We start from the raw sequence: 23,683 nt of genomic DNA on the forward strand, positions 1-23,683 counted from the left end.
ATCCTGAGGTGCACGCTCTTATTAGGTTTGAAGGTGTGAAGATGATTTATAAAGTGAGCCACTCTTTCAACTGTAAAGGAGAATCAGAGCGAATCGCTACTTTTTTATAGGCTTTCTTAAATCCCATAAAATAAGTTACATGAACAGGTTCCTTTAGTTCTAGAATGATATCTGGGTACACTTTTTCTAAATCTCTAGTCATAAATTCAACGGTATCCTTTGATAATTTCCCTTGAAGTACTGACTTTTCCTCCATCAGTGTTTTAATATCTTCAATTGGAATAACCACTCGTTTCACTAATCCGAGTGATAGGTATAGAGTGCCGTTTTGATAATAAATAGGGTTTAATTTCATTGCTTGTATGTCACCAATGAAAAAAATAACAGCATACACATTGCTGATAAATAGGATTATTGATAAAACGATAGAATACTGATGGATTAACCAATGAATAGCGATAGTTTCAATAAGGATGGCATGGATAAGCATAATCTGAAAAGCAATATAACTGGAGTTTTTATAAAGTGTTATGCCCTCTCGCGGTGTTTTTTTCCAACTAGCAAAAGCATAATAGAACATTAAACATTCTGAACAAACAATACGAATAATCTGATACTTCTTCGTGTAGTGATCAACAGCATATGAATATGAGAACACAGTTGGTAATGAGCTTTGTTTTACTTCCTTAATAATTTGTGGCATATACTTTATAAAGGTTACAATAAGTAAAAGTTCTAAAGAAATAAATATAACCTCGATTAAAATAACGCCCCATACAAAAGAGGAATACGGCGCGAGCAATTCCGCTGGTATAATCAATCTTGCCAAAAGGCAGCCACTCGCACAAAGTAACAATGCAGATTTTAAAGAAAACTTCCCTTTATATAACATGAAAAATAATGGCAACATGATCATGAAGTCAATCAATGAACCCAAAACAACGTCTTGCGCATTTGCCGGTAGAATCAATGCACCAACTGAGGTCTGATACAGAAGGGTATTGAAAAAGAGAACCGCCAGTAATAAAAAAAGCCACAGATACTTCCCTTTGTTTATGGTTTTCATGTCTTATCACTCCCATTTAGTTAAATTATACCATATGAACAGAAGGGGCTTCCAAATAAAAAATGAATGAGCAGGATAATTGAAGTACGGATGTGAAAGGAAAGTACAAAAGAAAACAGAGCCGTAAAATAAAGGGACTAATGCATTTTTGTCATTCAAAGTGTTTGATCAGGAGTCTTTGAGTTTCGCGTTTTCGGACGGGGAAGGATTTCTATAAAAGACGTTCATATTGATTTTACTTTTTAAACATTTATTTACAATACCATTATGAGCAACAAGTAACCATCGAATAAATTCCCCCTGTAGGATAATAAATAATTATTTTAGCAATCCCCATCAAAAAAACCTCAATCAGCTATCGTAAAATAAAGGGGAGGTGAGTGAGTGTGCAGTATAGTGAAACGACGCAAAAAACAATTTGTTTTATAGAGACGCATCTACTAGATAAGATCCAACTTGATGATTTAACAAGGAATGTAGGATATTCCAAGTTTCATCTCATAAGGGTATTCAAACAAGAAACGGGTCGGACAATTGGTGAATATATTCGTTTTCGTAGGCTTGCTTTAGCAGTATCGTTATTAATAGACAGTGATGAATCTATTCTTTCGATTGCTTTTTTGCTTCATTTTCAATCTCAAGAGGCTTTTACGAGGGCCTTTAAAGAGATTTATTCTCTACCACCGGGCAAGTACCGTAAGTTATTTAGTCTTATCCATTTAAAGGAGGAGAACAATAAGATGACGAGAGAAACAATTATTCATGGCTGGATATTAAGTGGAAGCGCCCCAAAATATTATCAAATGACATTGGACCAACAAACTTTCCATACGGGGCATCAATCTGCTTTACTTAAAAATATTAGTGATGTAAATAGCCAGCAATTCGCTACTATTATGCAACAGTTCCAAGCTGAGAAATATAGAGGGAAAAGACTGAAACTAACATGTTATATAAAGACGGAAGATGTAGAAAAATGTGGGGCTTGGATGAGAGTAGATGACAATAATGGTGATGTGCTACAGTTCGATAATATGGATAATCGCCCCATTACGGGTACAAATGCGTGGAATCATTATACCATTGTATTAGATGTGCCTGAAGAGAGTATGTCCATTCATTTCGGGGTATTACTCATTGGAAAAGGGAAGGTCTGGATGGATGGGTTTCAATTAGTAGAGGTCAGTGAACATGTGCCAACAACGAACCTTTCTTTTCAAGAGAGTCTACCAAAAGAACCGCAAAATCTTGATTTTAGTGAATAGATGCTAAAGGAAAGGCTACATGCTTTTCCTATTTTTCTGTGAACTTCATCTCCTGTTTATGCCATAATAAAAGCTGAGTAGTATTGGGTGAGAGGTGAAAGGATGAATAAACAACAATGTCCAGTTTGTGGTGAGCAAAACAACTGTGGGCTTGAAGAGAGCAAGCTCAAGGATTGTTGGTGCTTCCATATTGGTGGTATCCCACAAACACTCTTAGAATTAATTCCTCAGGAGAATAGGGGAAAAAGTTGTGTTTGTGAGAGATGTATAAGAAAATATAAAAAGTGAGATGTATATATTTTACATTCAGGAGGAGTTTGCTCGCTTGATAGCGAATAGAAAATGGAGAAATATTAGGAGGTATTGTGTGTGCAAAAAGTCCGAACTGAAATGTTTGAGTGGATCAAAGCATTGATAATTGCACTAATTATTTCTTTTCTTATCCGTATTTTCATCTTTTCTCCTGTCGTTGTAGATGGGGCTTCAATGGAACCGACATTACATGACCAAAGCCGAGTTGTTATGAGTAAATTAGGTGAACCTGACCGCTTTGATATTGTAGTCTTTGATAGTGATGGAGAGCGTAATTTTATTAAAAGAGTAATTGGCCTGCCAGGAGATGAAATTACCTATGAAAATGATCATTTATACATAAATGGTAAGGAATACGATGAACCTTATTTAAATGAGTTAAAAGAAGCACTAGAAAGAGGCATGCTTACAGATGATTTTGAGCTCAAAGATACGAAAGTAAGTCAAACCGTTGTTCCTGAAGGGCATTATTTTGTATTAGGAGATAACCGAAAACGAAGTCTTGATAGTAGGGTCATAGGTGTCATCTCTGAAGAAAGAATCCTTGGGAAAGCCAAAGCGGTTATTTGGCCGATGGATCATATGGAAGTCGTTAAATAAGGGAGAAGGAAAAACCTAGTTTGTTGATTCGCTAGGTTTTTTTCGTGAATAGAACTTTATTGATAACGTCATGTTAGGTTCTAACATTCACTCGAAAAAATGTTAAACTATAACATATCAAAATAATTAGGAGTCGAAAAAACAGTGAAAAGGATAGTATCGGCGATGGAAGTGGCGAGGTTGGCAAATGTTTCGCAGTCAACTGTATCAAGAGTATTTACTCCAGGTGCAAGCGTGTCCGAGAAGACGAGACAGCGAGTGCTTGAGGTGGCTGAGCAGTTAAACTATCAGCCGAATGCTCTTGCACGAAGTCTTATAACGAAACGAACAAATATGATTGGATTAGCAATGAAGGATATTCAAAACCCATTTTACCATGAAGTATTAGGGATTTTTACGAACAAGCTAAAAGCGAAGGGATATTCAGTTTTATTTGTCTATACAGAAAATGAAGAGATACAGCAAGAGGAAATCAATCATTTTCTTGAATATAATGTCGAGGGGATTATAATTACAGATGCAATGCTCTCATCTAACATTGTGACTAAACTAAAAAATAATCATATTCCAGTGACATTGTTTAATCGCTATGATAAGAATCTTGAGTGTAATTCTGTCAGTTGTGATAATATCAATGCAGCAAATGAAATAGCAAAATATGTCGATCGCCTGTACTGTGAAAAAATCGTCTTTATTACAGGTAAAATAAATACATCAACTAGTCAGGAAAGACAAGAAGGATTTGTTAATTACTTCAAAAACAAAGGAATCCCCGTCAAGATTCTTGAAGGTGACTATACATACGAGAAAGCCTTTTTCTTAACAAAAGAATTGATTGAAAAAGAGTATGTACCAGATGTGATATTTGGGGCTAATGATATTACGGCATTAGGTGCTCTTGATGCATTGAAAAGCAAGGAAATAAAGGTGCCAGAACAGACAATGGTGATTGGTTTTGATGATATCAAAATGTCCTCTTGGCCTAATTATAATCTTTCTACATGGGTTCAACCTATTGAAGAGATGGTGGATGAAACCATTCGCCTCCTTGAACGAAATCAGCGGGAAACCGGGCATAAGACAGTGAAGGTTCAAGGTAAGTTTATCCATCGTCAAACGACAAAATAAAAGAAGGAAAGTCCTTGCAGCCCAAGGATTTTTCTTTATGTAAAAATTTCTGAATATAGGAAAATAACAAAATATATATTTGACAAATGAAAACGCTTCATTTATCATCTATTTCATAACCTTTGCATACGTATGCAAAACAAAATGATATTTTTTTTAAAAGTTTTTGCATACGTATGCAAAAATCCAGAAAGTGAGGAAATGAATGATGGTCATTTACCTAAAAAGAGGAAAAGTAGAAGAGGATATTCAACAAGAAGATTTAAAAGTTTCTGAGATTGTAAGAAACACAATTAATAAAATTGAAAAAGAAGGGGATCAGGCTTTAAAAGAACTATCGGAAAAATTTGATAAATGGTCTCCAGAAACTTTTCGTTTAAGTGAGCAACAAATAGAGGAGATTTGCGCTTCGATTCCTGAACAAACTATTTTAGATATTGAGTTTGCTCAAAATAACATTAGGAATTTTGCCGAAGAGCAACGAAAATCAATGAAAGACATTGAAGTTGAAACAATGCCAGGTGTTATTTTAGGTCATAAGAATATTCCAGTTAATAGTGTAGGTTGTTATATCCCAGGTGGACGTTATCCAATGGTGGCTTCAGCGCATATGAGTGTTTTAACTGCGAAAGTTGCTGGGGTAAAAAGGGTCATCGCTTGTACTCCTCCCATCAATGGTGAAATCCCTGCAGCAACTGTGTACGCTATGCATAAAGCAGGAGCAGATGAAATTTATATTTTAGGTGGAATTCAGGCAATGGCTGGTATGGCAATTGGCACGGAAACAATGGAAGCGGTTGATATGATTGTTGGTCCAGGAAATGCTTTTGTTGCAGAAGCCAAACGTCAATTATATGGTCGCGTGGGTATCGATTTATTCGCTGGACCTACGGAAACACTAGTCGTGGCTGATGAAACCAGTGATCCTGAAATGATTGCTACTGACTTATTAGGTCAAGGAGAGCATGGACCGACATCTCCAGGTGCATTAATCACTACCTCTAAAAAAATTGCAGAGGAAACAGTGAAGGAAATTGAACGCCAATTAAAGATATTACCGACTGCTGATGTAGCACGTGTTTCTTGGAATGATTATGGACAAATCCTTTTAGTTGAGGACGAGCAGGAAGCTTTAACAGAAGCAGATAGACTTGCATTTGAACATGTAGAGATATTAACAAAAAACCCAGACTTCTTTTTAGAGAATATGACGAATTATGGCTGCTTGTTCTTAGGACCAGAAACGAATGTAGCATACGGTGATAAGGTGATTGGTACCAACCATACACTACCAACAAAAGGGGCAGCCAAATATACTGGTGGCTTGTGGGTAGGCAAGTTTCTTAAAACAGTGACCTATCAAAAGGTAACATCAAAAGAACAAAGTGCCTATATTGGTGAATATGCTGCACGTTTATGTCAATTAGAGAATTTCGCAGGACATGCAGAACAAGCTTTACTACGTGTGAGAAGATACGGAAATCAACAGTAAATGAGCTTTTAACTAGATAAAAAGCAGGTGATATTCAATGTTAAGTATGATCGGTTTAATTGGTGGATTAGTCTTACTTACTGTCCTTGTGATGCGTGGGATGAACCTTTTAATTGTAGCGCCACTTTCAGCACTGTTTGTTGCAGTGCTGAATGGTGTTCCGTTATTTCCACAGTTTGCAGGTAAGGATGAAGTAGATTTCATTACGGGTTATATGGATGGTTTTGCCGGTTTCATTACTTCATGGTACTTGATGTTTTTAGCCGGGGCTATATTTGGGAAGGTAATGGAAGATAGCGGTGCTGCTGAAAGCGTTTCCCATTGGATTGTAACAAAAATCGGGATGAAGCATGCTGTGCTTGCAGTAGTCCTTTCTTGTGCAGTATTAACCTATGGTGGTGTTAGTTTATTCGTAGTTGCCTTTGCTGTTTACCCGATGGCAGTAAGTTTGTTTAAAGAAGCCGATTTACCTCGGCGATTTATTCCGGCTGCACTTGCTTTTGGGTCAACAACTTTTACAATGACATCTGCAGGTTCACCAGAAATACAAAACTGGATTCCAATTCCTTATTTAGGGACAAACCCATATGCCGGATGGGAAGTTAGTATAATAACAGCGATATTTATGCTTATATTTGGCTATTGGTTATTGATGAAAGTGATACGAAGGGCGGTAAGGAAGGGAGAAAAATTTGTTGGAAGAGATACAGATAACAATGAAATAAGAAGTGAATTACCTCATCCTTTATTAAGCCTTATTCCTTTATTAGTTGTTCTTATTGTTGCCTTTGTTTTCCACGATTCTTTAGCGCAATCCGCATTAATTCTTGCCTTAACAGGTGGTGTTATAGCTACATGGCTACTTAATCGTAAATATTTCAGAAATTTCTGGGAAGCTGTGGGAGAAGGAACAATGGGAGCTCTTATAGCAATTGGAAATACGGCTGCTGTTGTTGGTTTTGGCGGTGTAGCAAAAATCACACCTGCGTTTTCTTCTGCTGTAGATTTTATGACCAGTATTCCCGGTTCACCATTAATTGGAGGGGCATTGTCTGTTATGGTTATCGCTGGATTAACCGGTTCCTCATCTGGCGGGCAAACAATTGCTTTACCAATCTTAGCACCTCATTATTTAGATATGGGTGTGAATGCAGAAGCGCTCCATAGAACGGTATCCTTATCTTCAGGTACGCTTGATTCATTACCACATGGAGGATATGCGGTGACAACCATTCGTTCTATTGCTGGAGAAACGCATAAAGATGCTTATCCCGCATTCGGTTTAATGACTGTAGTGGTACCAATTGCTGCTGTTGTACTAGCGGTTATTCTATTTTCTTTCGGTGTTGGTGTATAATCTAGAAAAAAGTAAATAGATTCATAGGAGGTTATCGTCATATCTTATTTTGTGGCAATTCTGCATATGGTAGATATTGAGAAAAGTAAGGAGATTCGTCCAGATCACCTAGCGTATTTAAACAAACTGGAGAAAGAACAGAAAATCTTCGCCAAAGGTCCCTTTGCTGATGGAACTGGTGGGCTAGTCGTATACAATGCCGATAGTTACGATGAAGCAATGACATTAGCAGAAAATGACCCATATATTGTCCATCATGCTCGTCGATTAGAGCTAAAGGAATGGTCTATCATCGAGTAGTCATATATTGGAATAAGAACATGCATATCTATGTATGTTCTTTTTTTTGTTTGAAGAGTAGATAGGAAGTAGGTGCTGGATTGGATAACGGCGATGTGAACAACCGATTATATAATCTGTTCTCACCACTGTCTTTACCGTATATCCATAAAGTTTAAGCGTATTTTACATTATTATACGGGAATCTAATATTTCCTTCATATTCCAAAAGTATCATGAATATATAACAAGTGGATAGACTTGCCTTCTTTCAAAAAGCCGTATATTCGACGAGTAAAGGGTTTTTTACTTCATCGGTATATGGCTTTCTTTAGGGGGCGGTATAAGGGGTGAGAGAATATGCGTGCTTTGGAATTAAAACAGATGAGAAAGTCTTACCAAGCGGATATAGAAGTGTTAAAAGGGATTGATATAGTGATTGAGCCTGGGGAATTTTTTGTGTTAGTCGGGCCCTCTGGTTGTGGAAAAAGTACGTTGTTAAGGATGATTGCTGGATTAGAGGAAATAAGTAGTGGTGAGCTTTATATTGGCGGGGCTTATGCAAATAAGTTAAAGCCAAGTAAGAGAGAATTATCTATGGTGTTTCAAAATTATGCTCTGTTTCCTCATATGACAGTTGAACAAAACATTGCCTTTGGTCTACATGTGAAAAAACTGACGAAAGTTGAACAATCTCAGAGGTGTAAGGAAGCGGCAGAAATGCTTGGACTCACACCATATTTGAAAAGGAAACCAAGGGAATTATCGGGTGGTCAAAGGCAGCGTGTAGCACTCGCTAGAGCAATCGTTACACAAGATCCTATATGTTTAATGGATGAACCACTTTCAAATCTTGATGCAAAATTGAGAACAAAAATGCGTTCAGAGATAAGGCAGTTACAAAGAAAATTGGGTATTACGATGATTTATGTCACACATGATCAAACAGAGGCGATGACGATGGCCGATCGCATGATGATTTTAAATCAAGGTGAAGTGCAACAAGTTGGGAAGCCGCTTGATATTTATAATCACCCGGCGAATACGTTTGTGGCATCCTTTATTGGTGCACCGCCGATGAATATGGTGAATGGATATATTCAAAATGGAAATGTCCATCTGCCATGCGATACAACGCTCCCGCAAATTCATCATAATTTAACCGGTGAATTCACGATTGGAATTAGACCTGAGCATTTAGTAAGAGCAACGAATACGGATGAGGCCACATTGCAAGCTATCGTTACAAATGTAGAAATGCTTGGGACAGAAACACTAATTAATTTTCAGTTAACGGATAAATTGCAGTGGACAGCAAGGTGGCAAGGTCAACATGCGATCCCTTTAGGAGAGAAGGTTTCTTTTGCTATCAAAACAGAGGACTTAGTTTTCTTTGATGATCAAACGAAACAGAATACTTTTCTTGAAGGTGTGGAGGTGATTTAGTTTTATGTCATCACTTAATATGAACGTTGACCCAAAGCGGCCAACTCTAAGAAAAAATCGATTTTCCCTTGCATCTTTTGAAGGCTGGTTATATGTACTACCATCTTTTATTTTATTTATTATTTTTCTATTTTATCCGATGGTTAGGACGGTATATTTGAGCTTTTTCTATACTGATACACAAGGAAAACCGTTGTCTTTTGCAGGTTGGGAGAACTTTACTACATTGCTTTCTTCAACTAGTTTTTTAACAAGTGCTAAGGCCACTTTCTTATTCGTTTTATACACGGTACCAGTTGGTGTGATTCTCGCTCTTGCTTTGGCTTTACTAGCTAATCAGAAATTAAAAGGCATTGGTTTCTTTAGAACCATCTTTTCCTCAACGATGGGCATGAGCGTAGCTGCCTCATCAGTCATATGGATGTTTATTTATAACCCTTCGATTGGCATAGCGAACAAAATACTAAACTTTTTTGGTTTTGCTGATATGCATTTCTTATTAGATCCGAATACTGCGTTGCTCTCAGTCGCAATCGCGACGATTTGGATGAATACAGGGTTTACGTTTCTCATTTTGCTAGGGGGTTTACAAAATATCGACTCCCAATTATATGAAAGCGCAAGAATTGCTGGGGTAAGTTCTTCATATTCCTTTAGAAAAATCACACTCCCAATGCTATCACCAACACTTTTCTTTGTTCTTACAGTGACGATGATTAATTCATTTCAGTCATTTGGGCAAATCGATATTTTGACAAAGGGAGGACCAATCGATTCAACCAATGTGATTGTGTATTCCATTTATAAAGATGCCTTCATTAACTATAATATTGGTTCTGCCAGCGCACAGGCGGTTCTTCTCTTTCTATGTGTCTTCATCTTGACAGTGATCCAGTTCAAGCTCGGTGAGAGGAAGGTGCATTATCAATGACAATCGGGAAGAAAATCTTATTATATTTAGTCCTTATTCTCTCAGGTTTTATCATGTTTTTTCCCATTGTCTACGCTTTTATGATTAGTTTTATGCAAGGGGGAGAAGTTCTGCAAGGAAAGCTCATACCAGAAAACTTTACACTAACCAACTATCTGAATGCTTTCGAAAAGGTTCCGTTACTGCGGTATTTGATCAATAGCTTGGTCGTATCCACAGTCATTATGTTGGGACAATTACTACTCTGCAGTTTAGCAGCCTTTGCTTTTGTTTTTACAAAATTTAAAGGGAAAAACCTTTTGTTTATGCTTTTTATTTCCACGATGATGATTCCTTGGGAAGCGACGATGGTACCAAATTTTCAAACGATACAATCACTGGGATGGTTAAATAGTTTTCCAGGATTAACGATTCCTTTCTTCGCTATGGCCTTTGGGACTTTTCTGCTTAGACAACAATTTAAGACGATTCCTATTGAATTATTCGAAGCTTCCCAGGTTTCGGGGGTGAGTCGCTTTAAGTTCTTCTTAACGGTTGTCTTGCCGATTTCAAAAACTAGTTTAATAACGCTCGGAATCTATTGCTTTTTGACGGCTTGGAATATGTACTTATGGCCATTGCTTGTCACGAATGATGAAAAGGTAAGGACCGTCCAAATTGGCTTAAAGCAGATGCAGACACAAGAAATTGCCTCTGAATGGGGGGTGGTAATGGCAGGGGTGATGCTCGTCATTTTGCCAACTTTACTATTAATCTTTGTTGGTCAAAAACGTTTACAAGAAGGGTTAACTAGAGGAGCAATAAAGTAGAAGTGGGGAGAGGATGAAAAGAATGAAGAAGCTTTGGGTGGTCAGTATCTTATGTATGCTTATATTCATGACGGCATGTTCAAATGATTCGGCAAATACAGAGGAAGCTAGTGAAGATGGAAAAACAGAAGTGATATTTTGGCATTCGATGAGTGGCGAGCTTGAGCATGTTGTGCAAGAAGTAGCTGATGGTTTCAATGCGGAACAAGATGAGATTACAGTTACACCTGTTTTTCAAGGGACATATGAAGAAGCGATTACGAAGTTTAATACGGTAGCTGGAACAGAAGATGCCCCAGCAATCATGCAAACTTTTGAAGTCGGGACGAAATATATGATTGATTCAGGGAAAATACAACCAGTGCAGAAATTTATTGATGATGAAGGATACGATATGAATCAATGGGAGAAGAATATCACTAATTATTATTCTGTAGATGGCACGCAATATTCGATGCCATTCAATTCATCCACTCCGGTACTTATTTACAATAAAGATGCTTTTAAAGAAGCTGGATTAGATCCAGAGAAAGCCCCTGAGACATATAGTGAGTTAAAAGAGGTAGCTAAGAAATTAACGAACGATGACCAAGTGGGCTTTTCAATTTTAAATTACGGCTGGTTTATTGAGGAATTAATCGCAGTCCAAGGTGGATTATTTGTTGATAATGATAACGGACGTACTGGTAATGCGGAAAAGGCAGTATTTAATGGTGAAGAAGGGCTAAAAGTCTTTGAATTAATTAGTGAGATGCATAAAGAAGGTACCTTCTATAATACTGGACAAAATTGGGATGATATCCGGGCCGCTTTCCAATCTGGCAAAATTGCTATGTACCTAGATTCATCAGCAGGTATTAGAGCGACAGTTGATAATGCACCGTTTGAGGTCGGTGCAGGATATTTACCTGTACCGGATGGAGTAGACAGACAAGGGGTAATTATTGGCGGCGCTTCTTTATGGATGGCGAAAGATATTGATGAGGAAAAACAGCGTGCTGCATGGGAGTTCATGAAATATGTGACCACTCCTGACGTACAGGCACAATGGCATTTAAAGTCAGGTTATTTTTCTATTAACCCAGCAGCCTATGACTTACCGGTTGTACAAGAAGAGTGGGAGAAGTATCCACAGCTAAAAGTAACGGTTGATCAGTTGAAAAATACAATTCCATCTGAGGCGACTCAAGGGGCATTAATTTCTGTCTTCCCAGAAGCGCGTCAAAAAGTTGTGAGTGCAATGGAAAGCCTATATCAAGGTGTTGAACCGAAAGAAGCATTGGATCGTGCGGCAGCAGAAATAGATCAGTCATTAGAGGCAGCGAACAGAAAAAATGGGAGTCAGTGAGAGGGTGGATGAAGTTTCTATTTATGCTCATCGAGGAATGAGTGGTACCTTTCCTGAAAATACAATGACTGCATTCCAAGCTGCCTTAGATGCTGGAGTTGAGGGAATCGAATTAGATGTGCAAATGAGTAAGGACGGCCACCTAGTCATTATTCACGATGAACAAATCAATCGTACTACGAATGGCAAGGGTTATGTTAAAGATTTAACTTTAGAAGAACTCCTTGGCTTAGATGCAGGAGGATGGTTTTCTTCTGATTTTATCGGCGAGGGTTTACCATCACTTCAACTAGTATTAGAGTGGCTTGTAGAGGAGGGCAATGACCTTACATTAAATATAGAATTAAAGAACGATATCATTGCTTATGAGGGGATGGAAAGAAAAGTTTTAGATTTGATTGATCGGTACCAAATACAAGACCGAGTAATTATTTCTTCATTTAATGCACCTAGTTTAAAGAAAGTAAAAGCGATAAATCCGAATATCTCGGTTGGTTATTTAATTGCTGGTGTGAAACAGGAAGCTATTAAAGTAGCAAGGGATATCGGTGCCGATGCCATTCATTGTCAACCAAGTTTCGCTCTTTCTACTTATGGAAGAGAAGCGATAGAAAAAGGATATCCTCTTCGTGTCTATACCGTAAACGAAAGAGCAGTAAAGGAACAATTAGTTGAAACAGGTGTCGAGGTCATTATGACAGACGTACCCGAACAACTTAAATAAAAAGTAAGGCAAGTGTAGTGTGATTGTATGCTCCCCTTTAGTAGACAGATTTTTAAAAAATCTGACAACTAAAGAGGAGTATTTTTCGTGTCTAAAAGAGTTTTTACTCCGGAATTTAAAATTGAAGTTTTACAAGCATAAATAAGGAAGCTTTAGTTAGTGTGATAAGATAGGATTCAGGTGTAAATAGCAAACTGTTATTAAAGAGGAGGGCTGAATATTGTCTGCAATATGGGATAGCGATGTTGAAGTTACTATAGACGAAGCACAACAAATAATTAGGGAACAGTTTCCGATACTTGAACCTGTCACTATTAAAGAGAGCGGTGAAGGGTGGGATAATAAAGTATTCGTTGTAAATGAATCGGTCATTTTTAGATTTCCACGAAGAAAAATTGCTGTGCCCTTAATAGAAAGAGAAAATAGATGGTTACCACAATTAAAGCAACACTTACACAGTAATATTCAAATTTCTACACCTATATATATTGGTCAACCAAGTAGTAAGTTTCCATACCCATTCACAGGTTATCCGTTGATTAAGGGTGTTTCTATCAATGAACGAGAGATAAGCGTGGAAGATCGTGGCGCTATCGTTGAGGACATTGCCTTATTTTTAAAAGCCCTTCATCAAATACCAAGTAGTCATTTTCATGGAATCATAGGGGATGAAATTGGCAGGCTAGACGTTCATGCAAAAAAACTAGAAGTTATTCAACGATTAGAATGGATGGAGGCAAATGAAGTTATTGACTCGCGAAAACCTTTTTTAGCCATCATTCAACTAGCAATAAATACGAGTGTAACGGCAAGGAATACATTGGTTCATGGGGATTTTTATTTCCGCAACTTTCTGATTTGTAATAATTTGCGGCTTGCAGGTGTAATCGATTTTGGAGATATGCATCTTGGCCATCGGGCGGTTGATTTAGCTGTTGCTTATACGTTCGTTCCATCATATATGAGGGAACGCTTTTTTTCTATTTATGGTGCAATTGATAAAGAAACGGAATCGTTAGCTATGTTCAGAGGGTTGCATGTGATGTGCTATTTACTTTTTTATGGGATGGATAAACAGGATGAAGGCATTATAAGAGAAGCGAAAGTAGGGTTAGCGAATCTCATTTCCAATCATTAATAGCTAGCTTAAAGATTAAAAATACGCTAAAATACAAGGGTTATCAATTTAGTTAGAACATTTGAATGCTACCATTAGTAACTCGCCAATGGGTGAGTTTTCTTTTTGTGTCATGAAGTAAGAGAGGAAGGAGTTTTTTATAATGAAGAAGTTATTTTCGACCTATCGTACGACTATTTTGTTATTAGCTGCTATTCTTATTGGTGGTATAGCAGGGGTAGTGTTCGGGCCTGCGACATCTGTTGTGAAACCTTTTGGAGATCTATTTTTAAATTTAATGTTTATGATTATTGTTCCACTCGTCTTTTTTAGTATAGCATCGGCGATTGCGAATATTAGTGGGATGAAACGTTTAGGTAAAATTATGGGAAGTACATTCCTCGTTTTCTTTTTAACAGCAGTCGTTTCTGCTGTATTAGGATTCGCAGGTACCTCTCTATTCGATCCATTAAAAGAAACGGATACTTCAAGTATTATTGCTATGATGGATGAGGCGGAAGTGGCAGAAGAGGAACCTGAGAATATTTCGTTACTTGCAAAACTAGTTGAGACGGTGACCGTTAATGATTTCCATCTTTTATTCTCTAAAAGCAATATGTTACAGCTTATTGTTTTCGCCATCTTATTTGGCTTGGCTACCGCACTAGTAGGTGAGAAAGGCAGACCAATGGCTACCTTCTTACAATCAGGCACAGATATTATGATGAAAATTGTAAAGATTGTTATGTATTATGCGCCGATTGGTCTAGGGTGTTATTTTGCAACGATTATTGGTGAATTAGGACCGCAGATTTTAGGTGGGTATGTTCGTGCTTTTGTTTTATATCTAGGTATAACACTTGTCTATTATTTTGGCTTTTTCACATTGTATGCCTTTATTGCTGGTGGGAAAGAGGGAATCAGTGTATTTTGGAAAAATGCGATTTCACCCTCAGTGACTGCAATTGCAACATGTTCAAGTGCGGCAAGTATTCCAGTGAATCTTGACGCGACGAAGAAAATGGGCGTACCTAAAGATATTGCTGAAACAGTTATCCCATTAGGAGCAAACACCCATAAAGATGGCTCAGTTTTTGGTGGCGTGATTAAGATTGTTTTTATATTTAGCTTGTTTGGGCAAAGTATGACAGATTTGCCAACAATATTAAGTATCATTGCTGTCGCCTTTTTAGTAGGTGCGGTTATGGGAGCGATACCTAGTGGGGGATTAATTGGTGAAATGCTCATCTTGAGTGTATTTGGATTTCCGCCTGAAGTACTGCCGATTATAGCTGTGATCAGTACAATTATTGATGCGCCAGCCACACTTCTGAACTCAACAGGTAATACGGTGTGCGCGATGATGGTTAGTAGATTAGTAGAGGGAAAAGATTGGTTGAAAAAGGCGCTCCATGTAAAAACAGTTTAATTTAAAAAAATTTATAAAAATAGGTTTATAGTTTTAGGTGATTGGGTATAAGAATTCTGGTATCATATTTTGGGGAAAGTGATACTCACAATGTTGATGATTAGGAGAAAATGCGGATGAAATCATTTTACGAGTACTTTAAGGAGAAAACTTGGGATTTAACAGAGAATTGGTATGCGGAATTAGATAAGAGTAAAGATGGTGTCTATAGCACAACAGACGATTCTCAAATTACTACATTAAAGAAACAAAATCATGCATTCCATGAAATCTTTGCAGAGTTATTTAACACAGAATCTGAGGCACCAACAGAAGCATTCGATGAATGGGTTACTTCTATTGCAAAGGACCCTGCCCATTTAAGCACGCCCTTAGATGAAATCATTAGTGAATTTCTTAGTGTGCAAGAGCAATATTTCGATGTAGTTCAATATTATATTGAGGAATCAACGACGGTGTTATCACATAAAGAAGTTAACACGCTTAATCGATTGATTTCGCAATCATTTAGAAAAATTATGAGTGAATTTAGTAGAAGAAATATCGAAGAATCTAATCGTATGTTAAAAGCACAGCAAGAGATGATTATTGAACTTAGTACACCAGTGATAAAAATTAAACAGGATGTAGCTATTCTCCCTCTAGTTGGAGATATTGATACTCATCGTGCGCAAGTCATTTTTGATAAAACACTCGAACAATGTAACGATATGCAAATTGAAGAGCTTGTGATTGATTTATCTGGCGTAGCAATCATAGATACAATGGTGGCTGCTCAAATTTTTCAGGTTATAGATGGCTTGAAATTAATTGGTACCGTCGCCAGTCTTTCAGGTATTCGACCAGAAATTGCGCAAACAGCTGTTCAATTAGGTATTAATTTCCGTAATATTAAAATCTATTCTTCATTGGCACAAGCCATTCATCATACAAAGACATTATAAATAGTTAAAATAAAATAGAACATGAAAAATTTTTCGTGTTCTATTTTATTTTCATAGTGAGTGAACCTGTTTTCTTTTCTCTTACAAACCTAGGTTCTTTTATATCATTTAGGTCTTAATGTACGATCTTCTCGTGAACAATTTCTTCTTCACTCAAATCTGATGGATCATAAGTTGGCGTACTTGTTAGTTCTTCTAGGAGAGTTTCCTGATCGTCATTACCTAGATAAATATGAAAATGAGCGCTTGGTGTTGAATATATATGATGGTCACTACATTGCACAAACTTTGGTGCGGCTTGATCTCCATCCACTCGTTTGAACAAATACTGAACCCCCTGATTACCAGCTTCATAAGTAAGGATCTTTAATCCATCCTATTCTATGTTCCAGAAAGTGTAGTTTCTTCATGATGAAATATCATTTTTTCACCAGCTATTTCTATTCTATCAATCTCTGTTTTGTAACCTACTGTATAATGCTCTTTGTATTTTTTTCTACATGCTCTTTAACTTTGTGCTGTTATACCTCATCAAGTGTTCCAGATTACCAGTCTCCTTCCCAATCAGAAAGGGAGCGGTCTTTTACTTGGTCCTCACCGAAAAATCCTTCATAAATTTGCTGGTCATTGTCTTCTTGGTGATGACTATGACCACGAGTATCTGTTTCATCTACAGCCTAATTTTTTGCAGATGAATCTGTGACTTCCTTCACTGCACAAGCAGCTAAAATAAATAGATGGAAGCTCCCAAAGAAAATAAATTTCATTTTTTCATTTTGTTCTCTCATTTTTCGTAATCCTTCTTTTTTTGCACTTGTTGATATATTTTGGTATGCAGTTTTTTTTATATAAGCAGAGGGGTTAAGTGGTGTAGAAGTAGCTGACATTGGGCGTCAATGGATTGGTAATTCCGAATACGTCTTTGGTGGTGGAAGAAACCAAAGTGATATTGAAGCAGGGCGCTTTGATTGTTCAAGCTTTGTACATTGGGCTTTTGATCAAGTTGGTGTAAATCTCGGGCCGTTAACATCAACTACTACTGATACATTAAAGAACCTTGGTAAAACCGTATCACTAAAAGAAGCGAAACCAGGAGACCTTGTTTTCTTCAATACCTATAAAGACGATGGGCATGTAGGTATTTATATAGGAGATGGAAGATTCATAGGTGCTCAAACGAGTAAAGGTGTGGCAATTGAAGATATGACAAGTGGGTATTGGAAAGATACATTTAACGGTAGAGTGAAGCGACTTTAAAGGAGGAAAAATCAAATGATTATGTCGACAGGGGATATTAAAGAAAAATATGAAGTATTAGATGTTTACCATAATTACATCACAACACCTGTAAAAGAGAACAAATTAATTAGTTTTACAAAAGAAAAAGACCTCATTTCGGAGGCATTTAATAAAATTAATTTGCAAGTGATGGAATACGCTGAAAGCATGGGTGGGGATGGAGTTATCCATATCCGTTATGATACTAAATTTTTTAATCAAGATAAAAATGTTATGGTTTCAGGATATGGCACTGTAATTAAATTGATTGATTAATAACTACTACGGAGCAGCCTTAATGGCTGCTTTACTATGTTTAAATCAAAAGTCATTTACATTTAAAAGATATTATCCCGTTTAAAAGAAATTAATTTCGCCACAGAGCCAATGAAGCGTTGTTAATTTCTTTTTTTGTGTAAATGAAAGGTTGTCTGCAGAGTGAACTATTCTTTGTAAAAGCGTTTTGCTGTCAGTACTCCTATATAGTTCTTTAATTTTTTAAAAATTATAAAAATATGAATAATTCCCTATTTGTGGAAAAATAAAATCGTGATATATTCTTAAAGAACAAAAAATTGAAAAAATAGAAAGGAATGGTCGAAATGAAAAAAATGCTAATAGGGGTACCGCCACATGCCCATCAAGCTAACGATGTAAATGACTAAGTACGAAATCATTCTTGTTTCAAAACGAGCGAGTGATAGAAAAGTAGGCATGCCAAAGAAGCCTATTAAAATGCAATTTTTCTGCTAGGCAGCTTGTCTATCCTTCACCGTCGTTTCATACACAACTCCTAGAATATCAAAGACAGTCATCTTCTTATACCGATGACATTTACGACCGTTCTTTTTTAGTAGATGATAAAGGCGATGCAGAATTTTCAGAAGTTCTTCTGTTCCAACTGCCATCGCTTGAAACAGTAATGGGAAGTAATCTTTGATCATATAAATTGCTTTGTATTCACTCAACTCCTTCTTTTTCTTTTCAAACAGTAACTGTCGCATTTGAAACATGGTAGAAGAACAAAGGAGAATGCCAATGAGTTGGCCATATAAATGGCACTCTAAGCGTTCTTTTTTGATTGCTTTGCATTCATCAATTTCAAAAAATGACTTCCATGTTTTAAATAAAATCTCAATCTGCCAACGCAAGGAATAGAGGGAATGGACATAATCAACGGGGACTTCTTCTGGTGATGTGTTCGTAATATAGACGTTCATGCCCATCAATTGCTTACTTTTATCCTTCATGACAATACCTTTCTTCTTTTCTCGTATGGCTTGGTTTTTTAGGCGGGTTTGCGTTTGATTTTCGGTTAATCGATGGATGATGACACGTGCTGGAAGCTTCTGATTTTGTCCAATATATGCTTCTGGTATTTCCAAAGTTTCACCAGGACTTAGACTAGACAATATTTGATTCATATCAACTTGAATGTATTCGGTTTGTTTTTTTAAAGTACCATTATTGAAGAATTCTGGGTGGGGATTCATGATATAAATACGTGTATTTAACTTCAAGCGAGAAATAAAATAAGCATTCCTATCATGAATAGCTTGTAAATCTTTTAAATCAAAGTAACCAAGATCACGTAAACATAGATCATTATTCTTTACAGTTTCAAGGCAGGTAGTACCATATGTTTTATCATTGTTCTTTCCAGGTCCTAGCTGTACGTTTAAAAACTGGCCACTTAGTAAATCGTATTCCAATTGGATTTTAACCCCCGCAGTATTACTGCTCCCCCCAGAACCTTGATAATCAGTTGAGAAGGAATCAGGTAGCTGAAATACAGTTGCATCTAAAATCCGAATACGTTTGAAAGAAGAAATCATGTCTGAAGAAATTGATCGATTGAAACAGAGTTTTTGTGCTAGGAGTGAAGAAAAAACTTCTCTGAGGAATGCCACAGCTGCTGGATTAAAGCGTTGATTGAGCCCCTCTTGGCTCATGAGTACACCTGTTGAAGCCTCCAAACGACTACATAGTTGCGTAAGTGATGTACTAGCGACTTCTTGGCTGAGCCAAACACAAAGGGCGATCAGTTCATCTGCTTGATACTTACTAGATCGCTGCACAAAACCAACCTTTTTGGCTATTTCTTTAAGAACTATTGGAGATAGAAAGCGTTGTATTTCTTGTGAAAAAAATGTCAGTTCACTAGAGATGATAGGATTCATAAAAAACACCATCCTTTCTCGTAAACTCCTTACGATAAGCATAGCGTTTTCTTATTATTGGAGCTATTTTTTTTACTTAGCTTGATGGGCATGTGACTCTACCCTAGAAAAAACTTGTACTATTGAGGTAACCTCCAAATCCAAAAGTCTACAGGAGATAGTAAAAGAACCATTACATACTTTTTTCTCTTGCAAACAGATATAACAAATGGAAGTTTTTATAACTGATTTACAATACACATACTTTTCTCTTGTGATTAATATTTCAATCATAGACACCTCTGCTTTTTAGCTGAAAGTCAACCAAAACTTCTCGGAGTGAATCAGCAGTTAGTTGGTTATTGTTTAACTGACTAGGTTTTACGCGTTCATGAAAAATCATATTTTTTAAATTAAATACATCAATATCTTTTTCAAGTCCATTTAAATAGGTTTCTTTAATTTCCTTCTCGATTTGTTTCCTAACTATTTTTTCAATTTGGTCATCGGAAAGATATTCTTCTAAACTCTCCAGTGTGCCCTTTGCTTTTACGTGAAAAGTGAATTGGAAATTATCTTTTTCTCTCAACACTCTAATCTTTGTTGACGGTTTTGTTACTAGAACTAGTCCTTTAATTTTACCATCTTTTATTAAATCTACAGGAGTATTCTTTGTTTTTGCTTCCATCCATCTTATACCGGAAAGTTCATCATAAGAAAGCCATTCTTTAGATTTCTTATCAGAAATAGGAAAGGTACCGTTTATTTTAAGTGTTTCCTTTGGAATTGGCTTATTTTTTGATTCAGTCCATTTCGTGTCATCTATAGATAGAGAAGGCAGTAAAACTGTACTGCCTGGTTCACTAAGAAGTGCAGAAAAATGGTGCATTCTTAACGGTCTGATGAACGAATATATATTATATGTGTCAGTAGGTTTATAAAGGATTGTGTATATTGGCGGCATTTGGAAAAATCCTGTAACGCTAAGCACTTCCTCAATTGGGTCCTTTGTTCCAAACATCCATGGGGTGTAGCGGAATTCTCCATTCTTTCGCAGCGCTTGCCTGACCTCATCTAGTCCTCTTTCCAATACAGACTCAGAATAAATAATGGCGCCTATGTGAGCCCAATTTATTGATTGTTGCGATGTCCGATATAAATCATAAATGGCATCATTTATGTTACGTCCTTTGCCTTTCCCGATATATAAAGGAACAGGTTCGGTCGGTTTACCAGTTTCCTGTTTAGCCACACTTGAAAAGTCGAGAGACTGTACATACAAAAGATAATATTCATCTTTGTAATCAATTCCCAGTGTTGTCACATAATTCACTTCGCCAATTTCCTTTCCATCCCAGCATCCAGTAAGTACAAATATCAAACAACCAATTAATAGCATTATTTTAGTTCTCTTCATTTACTTATCACCCTGTCTATCTTTATCTAATGGATTAAGAATCTTTGCACGCTCATTTTGTTTAGACGTCGGATATTTCGTAATTGATTTGAGAAAGTCTTTTTTTACAAAAGGAGAAACTGGACTTAAATAAGGGATCCCAAATGACTCTAATTTAGCTAGATGGCCAAGGACCAAAAAGACGCTGATAAAAAAGCCAAACATTCCAAATACAGATGATAAGATAATGGAACCAATGCGAAGAAGCGATACTGTGCCGAATAATGCTTGATTACCTAATGTGAATGTTGAAACTGCTGTTATCGAAGAAATAACAAGCATTGTTGGCGATGTTAGTCCTGCACGAATGGCTGCATCTCCAACGACTAACCCGCCAACTACAGCAACAGTCTGTCCAACTGCTTTTGGCAACCGCACGCCTGCTTCACGAAACAGTTCAAACAAACCGAGCATTAATAAAAGCTCCAATGTCGTATTAAAAGGGATGCCAATTCTTGAAGCTGCAATTGTCGCTAGTAACGGTAAGGGAATTTGATCCATATTAAATGCAGATATCGACACCCAGAAAGCTGGTAAAAAAATAGATAATATTAGCCCAATTAATCTGAGCATCAGCTCAAAAGTGACATAGTAATATGGAGAATGTTCGTCTTCTGAAGTATGCAATAATAATCCCAAATTTGCAGGCGCAATTAATGCATTTGGAACATTATCAACTAAAATAGCGAATCTTCCCCTTGCAAGACTGCTGACAACACCATCTGGCCGCGAAACGGATTGCAATAACGGAAAAGGAGAATAGTTTGATTCACCAATTAGCCCTAATAATTGATTGTCGCTATTAAGGAAGTCAATATCAATTGCATTTAATCGGTTCGTCACTTCATGAATGATTTCATCATTTTGTATATCTGTTAGATAAATAAGCTGCACTTGTGTTTGACTTCGTTGGCCAATCGTAAAGGACTTAGAAACAAGTGAATTGGACTTTACTCGCTTTCGGACTAATGCCATATTTGAACTTATATCTTCAACAAAGGCGTCCCTTGGACCTCGTATATTGACTTCAGTTGTAGATTCCTCAGTTTTACGAATAGGAGGATTTGCAGTGTTAAAAAAATAGACCGTATCTGCGATGGAGATTCCTGTATATCCATTAAGTATTTTTTCTTGGATATTTTGATTGATATTATCTTTATTTTCCTTCCATGATAATCGCATAGAGCTATTTATGTTTTCAACGCCCTCAAGGCCATTTTGATAGTAGTTAGATTGAATATCAGGGAGAATGCTATTAATTAATAATTTATGGTCAATTAATCCATTGCAATAAAAAACAAGCATTTGTTCTTTATTAATCTGACTAAACAAATGATGTCTTTCAACGGAAATATCTGATGAATGCCGGAAAAGCTCAATAATGTAAATTTCATTTGATGTATTATTTTTGTGCATGATTCGACACCTTGTTTTTTGACATTCTAATTAATAAAGCAAGGAAGAGTATGATAAATACAGCGAATATACTACTGTAAATATAATAATAGTGACTTAGAAACAATAAGAACTGTTCATCAGATATTGGTGCAATAATCAACAAAATATACAAAATACAAATACATAATTGTATCATTAGCCGCATTTTTTTCTTTTTGATAGAAAATGCTTGTGTAATCAAATAAAGGATAATTGCTAATCGGATAAAGTTCCCAGAAGTCCATTGATAAATCGATAGAAAATCCAAGTGGTTAAAATAATTGCCGATGCCTAGTATCCGCCATTGAAAAAAAGCTGGGTATCTAATATCCGCCGCCTCTTCCACGCCAAAAATAGCAATGCTTCCTAGCAGTGGCCCAACCGTTAGTATGGATAAAAATACAACAAGAAAGATAAGGTGTCTAAACTTAAGTTTATTAGTCACTTGATGCTGCAGCATAATTATTAAAAATATCTCGATTGCAGAACCAAATGCAAAAAGAGAACCGTGAAACACATCCAGCCAACCGTTTTCAACAAGTACAGGTGTAATCAAATGATAGTCTTTATCAGGAAGCGTTCCAAGTGCCACAAAAATGCCAAATAACACAACAAGTGGCAGCAATACTCCCGCACATATCGCAATGATATTCAATTTGCCATATGAAATATAAATAGAGGATCCCAATATAAAAAACGAAATAATAAAAACGGGTGTATTCAGCAAATAGGTTTCATTTGTCCACATAACCGTTTCCTTTAATGAAATCCATCCAGTAACAAGAAGAAATGTAGCAATAAGAACAGCAATGATCACACTGAGAACTTTTGAATAATTTGAAGTAATCCATTCAAAAAGTGAAACAGATTGTAATTGTGTAGTAATGCGGAGTATAAGCAAAGAAAAAGCCAGAATCAAAATATATCCGATAATTACACTAATCCAGGCATCGCGGCCAGCAGAATTAAGTAATAATGGAATTACGATGACATGATTGCTCAATCCTGTACTTAAAAGGAAAATAGCAAATAGTTGTGTGATGGTGATTCTGCCCATTATCTATCATCCGTTCTCTTTAGAAATAAAATAGATATAGGCATATCAT

General features: G+C 36.7%; 24 protein-coding genes and 1 pseudogene. 17 read left to right on the forward strand and 8 right to left on the reverse strand.

Features of this window, described 5'->3' with window-relative positions:
* Positions 1-46: 46 nt before the first annotated feature.
* Positions 47-1,066: a beta-carotene 15,15'-monooxygenase gene (locus LG276_RS05165; protein WP_224934808.1), complete on the reverse strand. Its 1,020-nt coding sequence runs from the start codon at positions 1,064-1,066 to the stop codon at positions 47-49.
* Between the two features lie 386 nt (positions 1,067-1,452).
* Between LG276_RS05165 and LG276_RS05170 the strand changes: the two genes are divergently transcribed.
* The 15 genes from LG276_RS05170 to LG276_RS05240 all read left to right on the forward strand — a co-directional run bounded on the left by LG276_RS05170 (position 1,453) and on the right by LG276_RS05240 (position 16,247).
* Positions 1,453-2,331 (forward strand): helix-turn-helix domain-containing protein, encoded by an 879-nt coding sequence (locus LG276_RS05170; RefSeq protein WP_404293715.1) that lies wholly within the window; start codon positions 1,453-1,455, stop codon positions 2,329-2,331.
* Between the two features lie 102 nt (positions 2,332-2,433).
* Positions 2,434-2,619 carry a cysteine-rich CWC family protein gene (locus tag LG276_RS05175; protein ID WP_224934812.1) on the forward strand — a complete coding sequence of 62 codons (186 nt, stop codon included), beginning with the start codon at positions 2,434-2,436 and terminating at the stop codon, positions 2,617-2,619.
* Between the two features lie 81 nt (positions 2,620-2,700).
* Complete coding sequence (lepB, locus tag LG276_RS05180) at positions 2,701-3,243, forward strand: signal peptidase I (RefSeq protein WP_404293717.1); 543 nt, start codon at positions 2,701-2,703, stop codon at positions 3,241-3,243.
* 144 nt (positions 3,244-3,387) lie between these two features.
* Complete coding sequence (locus LG276_RS05185; RefSeq protein WP_224934814.1) at positions 3,388-4,371, forward strand: LacI family DNA-binding transcriptional regulator; 984 nt, start codon at positions 3,388-3,390, stop codon at positions 4,369-4,371.
* Positions 4,372-4,579: 208 nt separating this feature from the next.
* Positions 4,580-5,863 (forward strand): histidinol dehydrogenase, encoded by a 1,284-nt coding sequence (gene hisD / locus LG276_RS05190; RefSeq protein WP_224935713.1) that lies wholly within the window; start codon positions 4,580-4,582, stop codon positions 5,861-5,863.
* A 37-nt stretch (positions 5,864-5,900) separates the two neighbouring features.
* Complete coding sequence (locus LG276_RS05195) at positions 5,901-7,220, forward strand: GntP family permease (RefSeq protein ID WP_251162695.1); 1,320 nt, start codon at positions 5,901-5,903, stop codon at positions 7,218-7,220.
* 39 nt (positions 7,221-7,259) lie between these two features.
* Positions 7,260-7,520 carry a YciI family protein gene (locus LG276_RS05200; RefSeq protein ID WP_224935714.1) on the forward strand — a complete coding sequence of 87 codons (261 nt, stop codon included), beginning with the start codon at positions 7,260-7,262 and terminating at the stop codon, positions 7,518-7,520.
* Positions 7,521-7,859: 339 nt separating this feature from the next.
* On the forward strand, positions 7,860-8,945 hold the full coding sequence (locus LG276_RS05205; RefSeq protein ID WP_224934818.1) for an ABC transporter ATP-binding protein: 1,086 nt from the start codon (positions 7,860-7,862) through the stop codon (positions 8,943-8,945).
* Positions 8,946-8,964: 19 nt separating this feature from the next.
* Positions 8,965-9,876, forward strand: a complete 912-nt coding sequence (locus tag LG276_RS05210) for a carbohydrate ABC transporter permease (protein WP_404294395.1) — start codon at positions 8,965-8,967, stop codon at positions 9,874-9,876.
* Positions 9,873-10,685 carry a carbohydrate ABC transporter permease gene (locus LG276_RS05215; protein ID WP_404293720.1) on the forward strand — a complete coding sequence of 271 codons (813 nt, stop codon included), beginning with the start codon at positions 9,873-9,875 and terminating at the stop codon, positions 10,683-10,685. The genes LG276_RS05210 and LG276_RS05215 overlap by 4 nt, the downstream gene beginning before the upstream one ends.
* 22 nt (positions 10,686-10,707) lie before the next feature.
* Entirely contained in the window at positions 10,708-12,033 is a 1,326-nt protein-coding gene (locus LG276_RS05220) for an ABC transporter substrate-binding protein (protein WP_404293722.1), read from the forward strand.
* Between the two features lie 4 nt (positions 12,034-12,037).
* Positions 12,038-12,757 (forward strand): glycerophosphodiester phosphodiesterase, encoded by a 720-nt coding sequence (locus tag LG276_RS05225; RefSeq protein ID WP_224934825.1) that lies wholly within the window; start codon positions 12,038-12,040, stop codon positions 12,755-12,757.
* Between the two features lie 220 nt (positions 12,758-12,977).
* Positions 12,978-13,895 carry a phosphotransferase gene (locus LG276_RS05230; RefSeq protein ID WP_404293724.1) on the forward strand — a complete coding sequence of 306 codons (918 nt, stop codon included), beginning with the start codon at positions 12,978-12,980 and terminating at the stop codon, positions 13,893-13,895.
* Positions 13,896-14,037: 142 nt separating this feature from the next.
* Entirely contained in the window at positions 14,038-15,303 is a 1,266-nt protein-coding gene (locus tag LG276_RS05235; protein ID WP_251162692.1) for a dicarboxylate/amino acid:cation symporter, read from the forward strand.
* A 116-nt stretch (positions 15,304-15,419) separates the two neighbouring features.
* Positions 15,420-16,247, forward strand: coding sequence for an STAS domain-containing protein (locus LG276_RS05240; RefSeq protein WP_224934831.1), 828 nt, complete (start codon positions 15,420-15,422; stop codon positions 16,245-16,247).
* Between the two features lie 115 nt (positions 16,248-16,362).
* Here LG276_RS05240 and LG276_RS05245 read toward each other — a convergent pair whose 3' ends face one another.
* The 3 genes from LG276_RS05245 to LG276_RS05255 form a co-directional block, all read right to left on the reverse strand.
* A complete protein-coding gene (locus LG276_RS05245) occupies positions 16,363-16,572 on the reverse strand; it encodes a ZinT/AdcA family metal-binding protein (protein ID WP_251162691.1) in 210 nt (69 codons plus the stop codon).
* Between the two features lie 56 nt (positions 16,573-16,628).
* Entirely contained in the window at positions 16,629-16,700 is a 72-nt protein-coding gene (locus tag LG276_RS05250; protein ID WP_404294397.1) for a hypothetical protein, read from the reverse strand.
* Between the two features lie 92 nt (positions 16,701-16,792).
* Positions 16,793-16,864, reverse strand: a complete 72-nt coding sequence (locus tag LG276_RS05255; RefSeq protein ID WP_373370939.1) for a ZinT/AdcA family metal-binding protein — start codon at positions 16,862-16,864, stop codon at positions 16,793-16,795.
* A gap of 271 nt (positions 16,865-17,135) precedes the next feature.
* On the opposite strand from LG276_RS05255, the pseudogene LG276_RS05260 reads away from it, so the two are divergent.
* Together LG276_RS05260 and LG276_RS05265 are read left to right on the forward strand one after the other, a co-directional pair.
* Positions 17,136-17,504, forward strand: a pseudogene (locus LG276_RS05260) (C40 family peptidase); the annotation flags it as partial.
* 15 nt (positions 17,505-17,519) lie between these two features.
* Complete coding sequence (locus LG276_RS05265) at positions 17,520-17,801, forward strand: heavy metal-binding domain-containing protein (RefSeq protein WP_251162690.1); 282 nt, start codon at positions 17,520-17,522, stop codon at positions 17,799-17,801.
* A 473-nt stretch (positions 17,802-18,274) separates the two neighbouring features.
* Here the strand turns inward: LG276_RS05265 and LG276_RS05270 are convergent, their stop codons facing one another.
* The 4 genes from LG276_RS05270 to LG276_RS05285 form a co-directional block, all read right to left on the reverse strand.
* Positions 18,275-19,705 (reverse strand): IS4 family transposase, encoded by a 1,431-nt coding sequence (locus tag LG276_RS05270; protein ID WP_404293030.1) that lies wholly within the window; start codon positions 19,703-19,705, stop codon positions 18,275-18,277.
* Positions 19,706-19,970: 265 nt separating this feature from the next.
* Positions 19,971-21,101, reverse strand: coding sequence for a Ger(x)C family spore germination protein (locus LG276_RS05275; RefSeq protein ID WP_404293032.1), 1,131 nt, complete (start codon positions 21,099-21,101; stop codon positions 19,971-19,973).
* On the reverse strand, positions 21,102-22,556 hold the full coding sequence (locus tag LG276_RS05280) for a spore germination protein (protein WP_404293034.1): 1,455 nt from the start codon (positions 22,554-22,556) through the stop codon (positions 21,102-21,104).
* Positions 22,543-23,634 carry an endospore germination permease gene (locus tag LG276_RS05285; RefSeq protein WP_404293036.1) on the reverse strand — a complete coding sequence of 364 codons (1,092 nt, stop codon included), beginning with the start codon at positions 23,632-23,634 and terminating at the stop codon, positions 22,543-22,545. Before LG276_RS05285 ends, LG276_RS05280 begins: the two co-directional genes overlap by 14 nt.
* Positions 23,635-23,683 lie beyond the last annotated feature (49 nt).

This window comes from Cytobacillus kochii (assembly GCF_044790165.1).
Taxonomy (GTDB): Bacteria; Bacillota; Bacilli; order Bacillales; family Cytobacillaceae; genus Cytobacillus; species Cytobacillus kochii.

Coding starts and splice junctions, on each gene's coding strand:
- LG276_RS05175 (WP_224934812.1), top strand. CDS start 2,434: ATGAATAAACAACAATGTCCAGTTTGTGGTGAGCAAAACAACTGTGGG.
- LG276_RS05210 (WP_404294395.1), top strand. CDS start 8,965: ATGAACGTTGACCCAAAGCGGCCAACTCTAAGAAAAAATCGATTTTCC.
- LG276_RS05220 (WP_404293722.1), top strand. CDS start 10,708: ATGAAGAAGCTTTGGGTGGTCAGTATCTTATGTATGCTTATATTCATG.
- hisD (WP_224935713.1), top strand. CDS start 4,580: ATGGTCATTTACCTAAAAAGAGGAAAAGTAGAAGAGGATATTCAACAA.
- LG276_RS05235 (WP_251162692.1), top strand. CDS start 14,038: ATGAAGAAGTTATTTTCGACCTATCGTACGACTATTTTGTTATTAGCT.
- LG276_RS05215 (WP_404293720.1), top strand. CDS start 9,873: ATGACAATCGGGAAGAAAATCTTATTATATTTAGTCCTTATTCTCTCA.
- LG276_RS05285 (WP_404293036.1), bottom strand. CDS start 23,634: ATGGGCAGAATCACCATCACACAACTATTTGCTATTTTCCTTTTAAGT.
- LG276_RS05270 (WP_404293030.1), bottom strand. CDS start 19,705: ATGAATCCTATCATCTCTAGTGAACTGACATTTTTTTCACAAGAAATA.
- LG276_RS05265 (WP_251162690.1), top strand. CDS start 17,520: ATGATTATGTCGACAGGGGATATTAAAGAAAAATATGAAGTATTAGAT.
- LG276_RS05240 (WP_224934831.1), top strand. CDS start 15,420: ATGAAATCATTTTACGAGTACTTTAAGGAGAAAACTTGGGATTTAACA.
- LG276_RS05275 (WP_404293032.1), bottom strand. CDS start 21,101: ATGAAGAGAACTAAAATAATGCTATTAATTGGTTGTTTGATATTTGTA.
- LG276_RS05165 (WP_224934808.1), bottom strand. CDS start 1,066: ATGAAAACCATAAACAAAGGGAAGTATCTGTGGCTTTTTTTATTACTG.
- LG276_RS05280 (WP_404293034.1), bottom strand. CDS start 22,556: ATGCACAAAAATAATACATCAAATGAAATTTACATTATTGAGCTTTTC.
- LG276_RS05205 (WP_224934818.1), top strand. CDS start 7,860: ATGCGTGCTTTGGAATTAAAACAGATGAGAAAGTCTTACCAAGCGGAT.
- LG276_RS05195 (WP_251162695.1), top strand. CDS start 5,901: ATGTTAAGTATGATCGGTTTAATTGGTGGATTAGTCTTACTTACTGTC.